The sequence below is a fragment of the Alkaliphilus crotonatoxidans genome (assembly GCF_054658015.1).
The window spans coordinates 1,391,078-1,402,589 of sequence record NZ_BAAHXS010000004.1; the positions used below are offsets into that span (position 1 = coordinate 1,391,078).

The window sequence follows — 11,512 nt, forward strand, 5'->3', positions numbered from 1 at the left end:
AATGCTTGTTCATGTTGAAAGCAAGAGAAATCAAAAACAATATAGAGTATCAAGAATGAGTGAATATTATATCGAAACCAGTCTTGATATTCCTGCTGATCACTTTAATATTGTACTGGAAAATACCGTGGATGAAACCGGTAAGGGGGCCTATGGGGGTATGCTTGGGCCAAATGATGTCATTAAAATTGAGCAAAATAATGAAGTAATTTTGAATGGGATTATTGATGATATAAAGGAAAGCTGGAATTCGTCAGGTTCAACAATTGAAATCACAGGAAGGGATAAAAGCCTATTGCTTCTTGACAATGATGCCGAGCCCAGAACCTATCATCGTTTAAAATACAGCGAATTCCTAAAACAACTATCTGCTCCCTATGGCTTTAAAGAAATTAAGGTGGCATCTTCTCAAGATGTAATGATCGAGAAAATTGTAGTTGAGTCTGGCGATAGCATATGGGACGCTCTGAACCGTGAGGCAGAAGGGCTTAAGATGAAGCTCTGGTGTGATGCCCATGGAGCCATCGTTGCAGAGGCTTTAAATTATCAAAAGCAGCCAATTTATCATTTTTCCAATCAGTTAGGCAATGCAATTAAAATCAAGCAGCTTCAAAATAAAATAAAGGGCAGTAGAATAAAAGGTGAGGTTTGGGTCAGGGGCCATGGCAGCAAAGCCTTTATAGTAAAGCATCAAAATGAAGATTTGATGCGTCAGGGGTATCATAAGCGGGCCATCATCAATTCAGGCCTTACCAAAAATGTGGCCGAGGCAGAAGCCCTTGCCAAAAAGTATATCAAAGACCGAGTTGAGGGAAGCCACGAAATTGAAATAACCATCAATGGAAAGCATCAAATAAAGATTAATGAAACAGCCTATCTGGAGGATCATATCACCGGAATGAAGGGTGTTTTTTTTATAGTCGGCATTAAACACCGAAAAAACACCAGGATAGGCGAAGAAAAAATCATTCGATTAAGACCATTAGGGGAGGGATTATAATGGGCTTTAGAAATGCCAGAATTCGTGATATTCAGCGGCATACCGCTATTGCGTCGGAAATAACCACCGTCACCAGTCCAGGGAAGACCATTAACGCCCTGGGAACAGGAGAGTATCGGGAGGTACCCTTGATTGCTCCCTTTGGTATTCGCTGGAACCCCCCGGGGGGAAGCAATGTACAGCTGATGAAGAACTGGAATTTTGCAGAGGCGGCGGTGGCCCTGGGAACCATTGTAGATGAAGCTGTTCCTCCGGGGGAAATACAGCTATATTCCCAGGGGGGCGCCAGCCTTCACTTAAGAAACGACGGAACCATTTTAATTAATAACCGATTACTCATAAAACAAGACGGAACCTTCCAGGTTCTATAGGCAGGTGAAAAAATGGATTATCAAATTAATCAAAGAGATCTGGTAAAAAAGGGCTTAGGGGATTTAAAGCTGGTGTTGGGGCAGGAGGCAGTCAAACAAAGGCTGATGCTGAGGCTGACCATAGAAAAGGGCAGCTTTCAATATGATGAAGAGCTGGGAAGTCATTTAAAAGAGCTTCACCGGGCGAAGCCTTCACAGGTTAAGGCCCTGGCCGATCTCTATGTCAGAGAGGCCCTGGCGGTAGAGCAGGATGTTGATGTAGAAAGTGTAGAGATTCAATGGAGAAGCCGAAGAAGTATACTTTTGACCGTCTATTACCGTTGGAATGGAATAGAGGATTCCTTGGAGGTGATCATATGATACAAAAAACCATGCAGGAAATTATAGAACAAATGCTTTCAGATTTTGCTCTTCAATTGGGGGTTAGTCAAATCTCAGGGGCTTCAGATATTGCCATTAAGGCCAAGGTGCTGGCGGCCCAGATCGAAGGCCTCTACTATAATCAGGGGTATATTTTAAAGCAGGCCTTTCCCCAAACGGCTACAGGTCAATATCTTGATTTGCACGGCTTTATTTATGGCGTTGACAGAAAGCAGCCCAACAAGGCCCGGGGAAGGGTGCAAATGGGAAGAAGCACCGCCGCCCTGGAGGACTATTTTATCCCCAAGGGTACCATCTTTTCAACGGAGGACCGAAACAACAAGAAGGCCCTCCGGGGCCTTACCACCGAAGACGCCATTTTAAGGGCTGGTGAAACCTTTGTGGATATCCAGGCCGAGGCCGAGCTGCCGGGTAAAGAGGGGAATGTAGAGGCCGGGGCCTTTACCATACTGAATACCCCCCCTGTAGGAATTGAATATGTAACCAATTTTGAGCCTTTTACCGATGGAACCGACCTGGAGGAGGAAGGGGCCTACCGGAAGCGGCTCTTAGACAAGGTCAGAAGCCCCCAATTGGGTGGCAACAGCAGAGACTATGAAAATTGGGCTTTATCCCTGGAGGGGGTATCTAGCGTAAAGGTACTGCCCCTTAATCGGGGGCCAGGTACTGTCGATGTTTTAATTTCCACCCCGGGAGGCCTGCCCAGCGACGAATTGGTCAATACGGTACAGGAATATATAGATGAACGCAGGCCCATTGGTGCCGATGTATTGGTAATTAAACCTCAAATTCAATTGGTGGATGTTGTGGCCAAAATCACCCCTGCCGGCTCCTATACCCTGGCCGGTATTACCGATAGAGTTGTCGAAGCCCTCAGGGAGGCCATTGAGTCTGTTGAAATTGGCGGTACAGTCAGAATTGCCGCCCTTATCAATGAATTATATAAGCTTGAAGAGGTAGAGGATGTAGAAATAATCGAGCCCACCGCCAATATCAGCTTGGCCGGCGATGTGGTGGCCCAGGCAGGTGAGATTAATGTCCTATAAGGAAAAAATGCTGGAGCTATTGCCCTACGGTTTATACCGAGACGATAAAAACACCTTAAATCACAAGGAAATGGCTGTCTATGGCAAGCTATTAGACCAGCTGCAGGAAGAAATCAACCATCTGGAGGCTGAACTAATTGTAGAAACCGCCAGCGACGAGGGGCTGAGGGCCATGGAGGTTTTTTTGGAAATTCCCACTGACCCAACAAAGCCCCCTAATCAAAGAAGAAGCGCCATTATTGGCCGCCTCAGGGGAAATTCAACGGTCACCAGGGAACTAATCAAGTCTGTGGCCGACAGCTACGACCGGGGAACTGTTCAGGTAACTGAAGACTTTGACCAGTACGCCTTTCGAGTAAAATTTATAGATACCCTGGGCATTCCCTCCAACCTGGAGGATTTGAAAAGGGCCATTGAAGAAATTAAGCCGGCCCATTTAAAGGCTTTATATGAATTTAGCTACTATTTAATTAAGGAAATCCATGGGGTTATGACCATTAACGAGCTGCAAAATCAACCCCTACACAAATTTGCAGGAGGTAGAAAACATGGCTAGTCAAACACCAAATTTAAACCTGTATAAGGTTAATCCTGAAACCGATGGAGAGATGACCTTTAATGTGAAGACAATGTTGAATGAAAATTGGGATCGCTTGGATGAGAGTATTGGAGAAGTCCATCAAGAGATTACGACCCATAGGGCTGATTATGTAAGGCACCCTGGTTATGCCGTCACAGCCGGCACAGGCAATGCCTATACCATCACCACAGACCCTGCCCCCACAGCCTATGTAGATGGTATGGGGATAGTTATCCGGGCCAATCGGGCCAATACCGGGGCCGCCACCCTAAATTGGAACGGCCTAGGAGCAGTACCCATTGTCGATGCCAAGGGGAACCCCTTAATAGCAGGGAAAATTCCCAACGGGGCCAGGCTGTCCCTTCGATACAGCTCGGCAGCCGAAAATTTTCAATTACAGGGTGAAGGAGGTGAGTATGGAACAGCCACCCCGGCAGAGGTGATGCAGGGCTATACAATAGGAACAGAGGAAGGGGTTTTACCCGGTACCCTTGCCCTTACGGGGAATGCCGCAGCGGGGGACGTAATTGCAGGTCAAACCTTCTATAACACTAATCCCAAGAGTAAAATTACAGGTACTCTTGCCTTAACAGGGGATGCAGCAGCAGCCCAAGTATTAAGCGGAAGAACCTTCTACAATACTAACCCCAAATCAAGGCTAACGGGTACCATGGCCAACCGAGGGGCAGTAACAAATACCATTACGACCCAGGGAGGGCAATATACCATTCCCCAGGGGTATCATAGTGGGAGCGGTGTGGTGACAGCTAGTTTTGCTAACCTTATACCTGGTAATGTGAGGCAGGGAGTGAATATTGGTGGGATAGTTGGTACGCTTATAGATGGTTCTAATATGCTGAGAATCATTGAAGGTACAACAGTGACGGTGAGGGTAAATCTTCAACCTAGTGGGTGGATGGAAAGTGTCGCACGTGTGGGATCATTACCATTTAAACCTAAACTGGTTTTTGTATTTAGAAGCGATGACCCAACTAGGTATGCTGTAGCTAATGAAGATATTGTTCCGGTGCGTTTCGGTGTGAATATGACAGGAGAAAATTTACATGGTGCATTCATTAATGAGGTGACTAATGAACAGTATTTACAGGGAATATACGCAAATGGTTTTGAACTAGCCTGCAATAATGCAGGTCCACAAGGAACAACTGTTAGGTGGATTGCAATTGGATAAATTAAGAAAGGATGATAAAAAATGCTTTACTACGCAAAACTAAACGAAAATTTAATCTGTACCGAAATTATAACCCGAACAGAACTGCTTCCAGCAGGATTATCGGGCTATATCAAGTTACCTGAATACAATCAAACCTACCTATGGCGAAAATGGGAAGGTGACCAGTGGAGCCAGGAAACCTATGAGCCTACTGTATCCTTTGAAGTACTTCAACGAAGAATCCAAGACTTGGAGGAAGAAAACAGTAGCCTACAAGCAGTTATAACAGATTTAAGAACACAAAATGATGAAAACTATACAGCTTTACAATTAGCTCTGGCTGAAATAGCCGAGCTACTGGCAGGAGGTGAAGCCTAATGGTTGCGGTATACGTAAGCCTGATTCAAAAGGGGCTTAGAACGTTGGAACAGATACCCTCCCTTTGGAAAGATGCAGTGGCAGAGGCTATTAAGCAATAGGAAACTAGTACGATATTACACTATCAATCAAAATAATAAAAAAATCTATGACAATAAATTAAACAAACTGGAGGTGTAAAACCATGGCGAAGCAAACGCCAAATTTAAAATTATATAAGGTTGACCCAGAAACAGATGGGGATATGAGCTTTAATATTGAAACGATGCTGAATGAAAACTGGGACAAGGTCGATGAAGGCTTTGAGCAATTGCAAGATAATCTTTCCCAACAAGAATCAGATTACGTTCGTAAACCAGGCTATAGTGTGACATCAGGTACAGGTAATGCCTATATAGTTACTACTGATCCAGCCCCGACAGCTTATGTTGACGGTATGGGTATAGTCATCCGGGCTAATCGAGCCAATACCGGAGCCGCCACCCTAAATTGGAATGGTCTGGGTGCAATACCCATTGTCGATGCGAAGGGGAACCCAGTAACAGCAGGGAAAATACCCAATGGAGCCAGGTTAACCCTGCGCTATAGTGCATCAACCTCAAATTTTCAATTACAGGGTGAAGGAGGTGAATACGGAACAGCCACCCAGGCAGAAGTAATGCAGGGCTATACAATAGGGACGGAGGAAGGTGTTTTATCCGGTACTCTTGCATTAACCGGGAATGCAACACAAGCTAATGTATTAAGTGGAAAGACATATTATGCGACAAACCCTAAGATCAAATTAACAGGTGGTATGGCAGACTACAGCGGTGGAGGTGCTAATCAGAACCCAGTTAAAGCAAGTACTGTATACTGTTATAATAACTCTAATATTTGGAATGGAGTTAATACGCTAATTACTGTTCCACCTGGATATTATGCAAATGCACATAGTATTGGTGCAGTAATTAAGAACTTATCTCCAGAAAATATAAAACATGGTGTGAACATAAGTGACAATCAACCAACAAATTCTGGCTGTGTAGGAACCTTTACTTCAGACGGAACTATACTCGCTAGTGATGTTTTGTCAGGAAAAAAGGATATTCTAAAGGCGTACCCATTACCGGAACCATGCCTAATAGAGGAGCAGTCACAAATACTATTACAGCCCAAGGAGGGCAGTATACAATACCTGCTGGATACCACAATGGAAGTGGAAAGGTAACCGCTAGTTTTCCAAACCTTATACCTGGAAATGTGAGGCAGGGAGTTAATATTGGTGGAGTTGTTGGAAGTTTACAGTCACAATTTAAATCAGTTAGAGTAAGCATATCCAAGTTTCCATCTGTCGGATCAGGTCCAACAGTAATTGAGGTTAATTCTACTTTATTCAATTTTAATATCAACACAGTTATTTTAGAAGCATACATTATGAACGGGCAGACAGGCGGTACTAGCCCCGAGACGGCATATGCTAGAGGGATGCTTACAGTTGGAGATAGTATGTCTTTGGAAATGAATGGTGAAGGAATGGTTTGGTGTGCATTAAATTCATTTTCACAAACTGGAACAACACTATCGCTAGTAGTTGAAGCAGACTTTAGTTATTATGAGCCCGATAATTATAATGTAAGATTAGAGGGAGTTCAAGCTATTGGATTGGCATAAACCAAGGTCAATATAGCTACAATTAAGTTATATTCAAGGAAACGTTATAAGACAACGAAAAATCAAATATATCAAGACATATTGAAATATGTTACCTAAATATATTAAAGAATTACCTAAAATATAATCCCCTAAAAAGGAGAAAACCATGCTAACCCTAATACAAATCAAAAACACCATCAAACAAACCATACAAAACAATTTACCAACGCTTCAAATACTACACCAAAAAGGCCCCGAAGGCCTTGACACAAACGCTATCTACATTGAGCTTGACAACATAATCAAAACCAGCGGCCTGTACAATTACGAAAGAAGCGTTACCGCCAGAATCTATCTGTACCCCCTCAATGGGGAAAATGGATCTGACGAAACCCTGGAAATCATCGAGAGGCTCCAGGAAATATTTGAATTAACCCTAAATATTAATAATCGCCCCATTAAAATATTAGAAACTTCATCGAAAATAGTCGATGAAGTTTTTCAATTTGAGTTTACATTAAACTACCACGAATCCAGGGTGATTAATGAAAATCAAGATTTAATGCAGCAGTTAAACTACAAATAAAAAGAGAAAGGAAGTTGAAAAAATGGGTTTACCAACAATTGATATTATTTTTAAAACAAAGTCAGTCAGTGCAATTGAAAGAAGTCAAAAGGGCATTGTGGCCCTAATTCTAAAGGATGATCAGGGGGAATTTGAAGCCAGGGAATATAAAGCCTTGGCTGATGTAGATACTGCCGATTGGTCGCCAGAAAGTCTGGACTTAATTGAAAAAACCTTCTTAGGGAATCCCTGGAAGCTCATTGTTGAAAGAATTGATACCACTGCAGAGGGCTACAGCGAAGCATTAAACAGACTAAAGAGCAAGCGATTTAATTACCTTGCGGTGCCTGATCAAGCAGCCTCCTCAGAGGTGACCACCTGGATAAAGGGCTTAAGACAGCATGAACACAAAACCTTTAAGGCTGTAGTGGCAAACCATGAGGCCGATGATGAGGGCATTATCAACTTTACTACAGAAAATATTATTGTGGCAGGCAAGGCCTATTCAGCCGCCCAATACAGCTGTCGGATTGCGGGTATCTTAGCCGGTCTTCCCTATAGCCGTTCAGCCACCTACTATATATTACCCGAGGTAGAGGCCATTTCAGAATCCGCTGATCCTGATCAGGATATTGATGGAGGTAAGTTAATTTTAATCAACGACGGCGAAAAAATCAAAATCGCCAGGGCAGTCAATTCCCTGACCTCCACCACTGTTGAAAAGGGGGCAGAATTCAAGAAAATTAAAATCCTTGAAGGAATGGATTTAGTCAAGGAAGACATTACCCGCACCTTTGAAGATGAATATATTGGCAAGGTCAACAATTCCTACGATAACCAGGTACTGTTCCTAACGGCAGTCAATGCCTATTTAAAGGATTTAGAGGGAGAAATTCTTGACCCGGCCTATCCAAACAGCGTATCTATCGACATTGAGGCCCAAAGGCAGGCGTGGCAAGGAATTGGTATTTCTGTAGAGGATTTGAACGATCAGGAGATTAAAGAAAAATCCTTCCAAAGCACCATTTTTGTTAAGGGTAACCTTAAATTCCTAGATTCCGTAGAAGACCTTAAATTTAGTATTATGCTTTAAAGAAAAACAGAGAGGATGAATAGACAATGAAAAAATTAGAAGGCAGTCGATTAATAAACGGTACATTTGGTTCAGTCTGGTGGGATGGCGAGCTTTTGGCAGATATCGAAAGCTTTGAGGCGAAGATCACCATCGACCGAGAGGAAATCAACATGGCAGGCTCCCTGTCAAAGGATTCAAAAATGTTGGGCTGGAGCGGTGAAGGTACCCTGAAGCTGAAAAAAGTGTACTCAAGGGCCCAGAAGAAAATAGCCATGGCCATTAAAGAGGGCAGAGACGTTCGATCAAAGCTTGTGGCCAAGCTGGCAGACCCAGACGCCTATGGTACCCAAAGGGTTGTACTATACAATGTCTGGTTTTCAGAGGTAATGCTTATGGCCTTTGAACAAAAGGCAAAGCTCGAAGAGGATATTCCCTTTGGTTTTAGTGACTTTGACTTCCCAGACCTAATTGAAGAATAGAGGTGAGCTTTATGTCAAACAAGAGCGTTAAAAAGCTAACATTAACCGATCTAATTAAGAAAAAGGAACAGCTAAAACAAAAGCAAAATATGACCGAGGAAATCTATATTCCTTCGCTAAATTCCTATATTGTCGTTCAAAAGCCCACCAGGGCCCTATGTATGGAGGCCTTAACTGCTGCTCAAGATGAAAGTACGCAGGATAGGGCAGATTTACAAATTGTCTATCAGTGTGTAATCGAGCCCAACCTTAAGGATTCAAAGCTGCAGGAGGAATTTGGATGTGTAGAACCTACCGATATCATTGAGAAAATCTTTGAACCGGGGGAAATTGGTAGTATTTCAGGCTACTGCCTACAAATGGCCGGTTATTCAGATAGGGTTAAGGCGGTTAAAGACCTAAAAAACTAATTCGTAGTGATGGAGATTTTTATTTGCTCCATCACTACCTTCAAAAAGGTTTTTCACTTGAATACTTGCTTAATCTAAGCTATGATGAAAGACTATTTTTATCGGCGAGCTTAGAGCTGTTTTTTGAAGAGGAAAGAGAAGGGCGGAAATGATAGATCTCGTAGAAAGAGGGTGATAAAATGTCTACTTCCAATGAAGAAACGGGTGTGCAGTATTATAAACGATTTCTAAAAGGGGTATCAGAATTAAGTAAAAAATATGGAAATGTGGCATATAAAGAGGTTAAAAAGATTGCCAAAGAAAGTGTTCTAGCTGCCAAAACCCAAATAGATTCAGAAATGAAGCTGGAATCTGCCATGAAGCTATTAAACGGAGCTACTGATGTTCAAATTGACAGTATAAAAAGCTATGCTAATCAATTGCAGAATTTAGGTGTAATTGGTGATGAAGTACAATTGTCGGGGGCAAGACAGCTGGCTGCTTACCGTCTACAGGCTGAGACAATAGAAAAGTTATTACCTGGAATTAATGATTTGCTTGCCTATCAGCATGGCTTGAATGCAACCCAAAAGGATGCAGCAGATGTAGGAAATCTGTTGGCAAAGGCAATGGGTGGCCAAACTGATGATTTAAAAACCATGGGTATACAATTCAGCAAAGTTCAGGAGGACATTTTGAAGTATGGGTCTGAAGCTGAAAGGGCTGCAACTTTAGCAGATGTGCTTAACAGAAATATAGGGGGAGTCAGTCAAACATTGGCAGATACAGACCTAGGGAGTGTCCAAAATTTAAAAAATGCATGGAGTGACGTAAAGGAACAAGTCGGTAAAACAGTAATAGAGCTTCAAGGAAAACTAGCTAAATGGTTTGTACAATATATGCCATTAATCCGACAGATTACAGATAAGGCCTTTGATGGAGTCAGTAAAGCTATTGACAATGTTTCACCTTATCTAAGCCTAGTGGATGATTTGATTAAGAAAATCGGAAATACAATCTTAAAGGTTAAAGATTGGGGTGTAGAAGCCTTTAATAACATGAAGGAAAGAATACTTGGTAATCAGCGTGTTATTGAGGGTGTAAAGGTGGTTATTGATGATGTAAAGGTCGCAGCTCAAAATTTAGGTGTATTTTTTGGTAACGCCTTTGAAGGAGCTCAACCAATTTTGCAGTGGCTAAAGGAAGAAGGGCTATCTGGAGTGGCTAATTTTATCACTGATATTATAGATATAGCTCTACTATTATACAACAATATTAAAGACAATTGGGCTATCTTTGAACCAATGATTTATGGTATCGTTAGTGCTTTAGCTGTTTATAAAATTGGGATGATGGCGGCTACCCTCAAAACAAAACTGTGGGCCCTGGCCATTGCCACAACCAATACCATAGCACTAGGCCTTAATAATGCCATGCTGATTATGAATTCTTCTTTTGGATTGATAGCGTTGGGTATTGGGGCTGCAATAGCTATTGGAGTGCTGCTGTACAAAAACTGGGATACCATCAAAGAAAAGGCCCTGATGCTATGGGAATCAATTAAAAGCATTTTCGGGGGTGTAGCTGAATTTTTCCATCAAACCTTCAGCAGCGCCTTTGAAGGAATTGTTAACTTTTTTACTCCTGCCATTGACCTCATAAATGGAGTTATAGAGGGGCTTAACAAGCTAAATTTCAAAATGCCCAATCTGTTGGGGGGAAAGGAATTTAAAATTAATATTCCTACCATAAGCCTGCCCCAATTTGCCATGGGTACAGCCTATGCCCGGGAGGGCTTTGCCTTAATCCATGAACGGGGTGGCGAAATCAGGTATACCAGCCGGGGGGAAACCATTATCCCCGCTGATAAATCAAAGCAGATGATTGAAAAAATCAATCATGGTAGTAATATTACAATCAACATCAACGGTAGCAATTTAACAGCTGCCGATGTGGTCAATGAGATGGTGCCAAAGTTAAAATTGGCCCTGTCTAATATGTAAGGAGGGCAGACAAATGATCGATATTTTTCTTTCCATTAACAACCGAGAAGAAGTGATTCAGCTGCCCGTTGTACCCCAAGAATTTACCATACAAGAACCCCACAACAATGAGAACTATCAAACCATTACCCAGGGGGATATTAAACTCATCGGTCTGGCAGGGCTAAAGTCCTTAACCCTGGAATCCTTTTTTCCAGGACAGGACTACCCCTTTTTAAGAAGCCGCAGCCTGTGGGGGTGGGAATACGTTGAGAAAATCCAGGGATGGATGACAAAGCGAATACCCATCAGACTTGTAATTGCCAATACGCCCATTAATATGGCCTGTACCATCGAAGACTTTACCTATGGTCTTAAACCGGGCAGCAAAGATATTCATTACACCTTGACGCTAGAGGAATTCAAATTCATTCAGCTGGATAGAAGGCAGGTGTAA

16 protein-coding genes are annotated in these 11,512 nt (G+C 42.5%); all 16 read left to right on the forward strand.

The genetic code is table 11. The annotated features are described in order from the left end of the window. Window position 1: 1 nt before the first annotated feature. The 16 genes from ACYQ1I_RS09200 (at window position 2) to ACYQ1I_RS09275 (ending at window position 11,512) form a co-directional block, all read left to right on the forward strand. Window positions 2-1,000, forward strand: coding sequence for a phage baseplate assembly protein (locus tag ACYQ1I_RS09200; RefSeq protein ID WP_459764537.1), 999 nt, complete (start codon window positions 2-4; stop codon window positions 998-1,000). Beyond that, window positions 1,000-1,371, forward strand: a complete 372-nt coding sequence (locus tag ACYQ1I_RS09205) for a hypothetical protein (protein WP_459764539.1) — start codon at window positions 1,000-1,002, stop codon at window positions 1,369-1,371. Before ACYQ1I_RS09200 ends, ACYQ1I_RS09205 begins: the two co-directional genes overlap by 1 nt. A 12-nt stretch (window positions 1,372-1,383) precedes the next feature. Continuing rightward, window positions 1,384-1,731, forward strand: coding sequence for a contractile injection system sheath initiator (locus ACYQ1I_RS09210; RefSeq protein WP_459764541.1), 348 nt, complete (start codon window positions 1,384-1,386; stop codon window positions 1,729-1,731). Then, window positions 1,728-2,798: a baseplate J/gp47 family protein gene (locus ACYQ1I_RS09215; RefSeq protein WP_459764543.1), complete on the forward strand. Its 1,071-nt coding sequence runs from the start codon at window positions 1,728-1,730 to the stop codon at window positions 2,796-2,798. Before ACYQ1I_RS09210 ends, ACYQ1I_RS09215 begins: the two co-directional genes overlap by 4 nt. After that, the gene (locus ACYQ1I_RS09220; protein WP_459764545.1) at window positions 2,788-3,354 is read left to right on the forward strand and encodes a putative phage tail protein; all 567 of its coding nucleotides are present in this window, start codon (window positions 2,788-2,790) and stop codon (window positions 3,352-3,354) included. The genes ACYQ1I_RS09215 and ACYQ1I_RS09220 overlap by 11 nt, the downstream gene beginning before the upstream one ends. Beyond that, window positions 3,347-4,570 carry a hypothetical protein gene (locus ACYQ1I_RS09225; protein WP_459764547.1) on the forward strand — a complete coding sequence of 408 codons (1,224 nt, stop codon included), beginning with the start codon at window positions 3,347-3,349 and terminating at the stop codon, window positions 4,568-4,570. Before ACYQ1I_RS09220 ends, ACYQ1I_RS09225 begins: the two co-directional genes overlap by 8 nt. Before the next feature lie 21 nt (window positions 4,571-4,591). Further along, window positions 4,592-4,930 carry a hypothetical protein gene (locus tag ACYQ1I_RS09230; protein ID WP_459764548.1) on the forward strand — a complete coding sequence of 113 codons (339 nt, stop codon included), beginning with the start codon at window positions 4,592-4,594 and terminating at the stop codon, window positions 4,928-4,930. Beyond that, on the forward strand, window positions 4,930-5,031 hold the full coding sequence (locus tag ACYQ1I_RS09235) for a CD1375 family protein (RefSeq protein WP_459764550.1): 102 nt from the start codon (window positions 4,930-4,932) through the stop codon (window positions 5,029-5,031). Before ACYQ1I_RS09230 ends, ACYQ1I_RS09235 begins: the two co-directional genes overlap by 1 nt. Before the next feature lie 83 nt (window positions 5,032-5,114). Beyond that, window positions 5,115-6,140, forward strand: coding sequence for a hypothetical protein (locus ACYQ1I_RS09240; protein ID WP_459764552.1), 1,026 nt, complete (start codon window positions 5,115-5,117; stop codon window positions 6,138-6,140). 32 nt (window positions 6,141-6,172) lie between these two features. After that, window positions 6,173-6,583, forward strand: a complete 411-nt coding sequence (locus tag ACYQ1I_RS09245) for a hypothetical protein (protein WP_459764554.1) — start codon at window positions 6,173-6,175, stop codon at window positions 6,581-6,583. A gap of 148 nt (window positions 6,584-6,731) precedes the next feature. Continuing rightward, window positions 6,732-7,151 (forward strand): phage tail terminator family protein, encoded by a 420-nt coding sequence (locus ACYQ1I_RS09250; protein ID WP_459764555.1) that lies wholly within the window; start codon window positions 6,732-6,734, stop codon window positions 7,149-7,151. A gap of 22 nt (window positions 7,152-7,173) precedes the next feature. After that, window positions 7,174-8,223: a phage tail sheath subtilisin-like domain-containing protein gene (locus ACYQ1I_RS09255; protein WP_459764557.1), complete on the forward strand. Its 1,050-nt coding sequence runs from the start codon at window positions 7,174-7,176 to the stop codon at window positions 8,221-8,223. Window positions 8,224-8,249: 26 nt separating this feature from the next. Beyond that, a complete protein-coding gene (locus tag ACYQ1I_RS09260) occupies window positions 8,250-8,684 on the forward strand; it encodes a phage tail tube protein (RefSeq protein ID WP_459764559.1) in 435 nt (144 codons plus the stop codon). An 11-nt stretch (window positions 8,685-8,695) separates the two neighbouring features. Next, on the forward strand, window positions 8,696-9,094 hold the full coding sequence (locus ACYQ1I_RS09265; RefSeq protein ID WP_459764561.1) for a phage tail assembly chaperone: 399 nt from the start codon (window positions 8,696-8,698) through the stop codon (window positions 9,092-9,094). 179 nt (window positions 9,095-9,273) lie between these two features. Next, a complete protein-coding gene (locus ACYQ1I_RS09270; protein ID WP_459764563.1) occupies window positions 9,274-11,076 on the forward strand; it encodes a hypothetical protein in 1,803 nt (600 codons plus the stop codon). 13 nt (window positions 11,077-11,089) lie between these two features. Beyond that, entirely contained in the window at window positions 11,090-11,512 is a 423-nt protein-coding gene (locus tag ACYQ1I_RS09275) for a hypothetical protein (RefSeq protein WP_459764565.1), read from the forward strand.

Coding starts and splice junctions, on each gene's coding strand:
- ACYQ1I_RS09260 (WP_459764559.1), top strand. CDS start 8,250: ATGAAAAAATTAGAAGGCAGTCGATTAATAAACGGTACATTTGGTTCA.
- ACYQ1I_RS09205 (WP_459764539.1), top strand. CDS start 1,000: ATGGGCTTTAGAAATGCCAGAATTCGTGATATTCAGCGGCATACCGCT.
- ACYQ1I_RS09230 (WP_459764548.1), top strand. CDS start 4,592: ATGCTTTACTACGCAAAACTAAACGAAAATTTAATCTGTACCGAAATT.
- ACYQ1I_RS09215 (WP_459764543.1), top strand. CDS start 1,728: ATGATACAAAAAACCATGCAGGAAATTATAGAACAAATGCTTTCAGAT.
- ACYQ1I_RS09255 (WP_459764557.1), top strand. CDS start 7,174: ATGGGTTTACCAACAATTGATATTATTTTTAAAACAAAGTCAGTCAGT.
- ACYQ1I_RS09235 (WP_459764550.1), top strand. CDS start 4,930: ATGGTTGCGGTATACGTAAGCCTGATTCAAAAGGGGCTTAGAACGTTG.
- ACYQ1I_RS09200 (WP_459764537.1), top strand. CDS start 2: ATGCTTGTTCATGTTGAAAGCAAGAGAAATCAAAAACAATATAGAGTA.
- ACYQ1I_RS09275 (WP_459764565.1), top strand. CDS start 11,090: ATGATCGATATTTTTCTTTCCATTAACAACCGAGAAGAAGTGATTCAG.
- ACYQ1I_RS09240 (WP_459764552.1), top strand. CDS start 5,115: ATGGCGAAGCAAACGCCAAATTTAAAATTATATAAGGTTGACCCAGAA.
- ACYQ1I_RS09270 (WP_459764563.1), top strand. CDS start 9,274: ATGTCTACTTCCAATGAAGAAACGGGTGTGCAGTATTATAAACGATTT.
- ACYQ1I_RS09220 (WP_459764545.1), top strand. CDS start 2,788: ATGTCCTATAAGGAAAAAATGCTGGAGCTATTGCCCTACGGTTTATAC.
- ACYQ1I_RS09225 (WP_459764547.1), top strand. CDS start 3,347: ATGGCTAGTCAAACACCAAATTTAAACCTGTATAAGGTTAATCCTGAA.
- ACYQ1I_RS09210 (WP_459764541.1), top strand. CDS start 1,384: ATGGATTATCAAATTAATCAAAGAGATCTGGTAAAAAAGGGCTTAGGG.
- ACYQ1I_RS09265 (WP_459764561.1), top strand. CDS start 8,696: ATGTCAAACAAGAGCGTTAAAAAGCTAACATTAACCGATCTAATTAAG.
- ACYQ1I_RS09250 (WP_459764555.1), top strand. CDS start 6,732: ATGCTAACCCTAATACAAATCAAAAACACCATCAAACAAACCATACAA.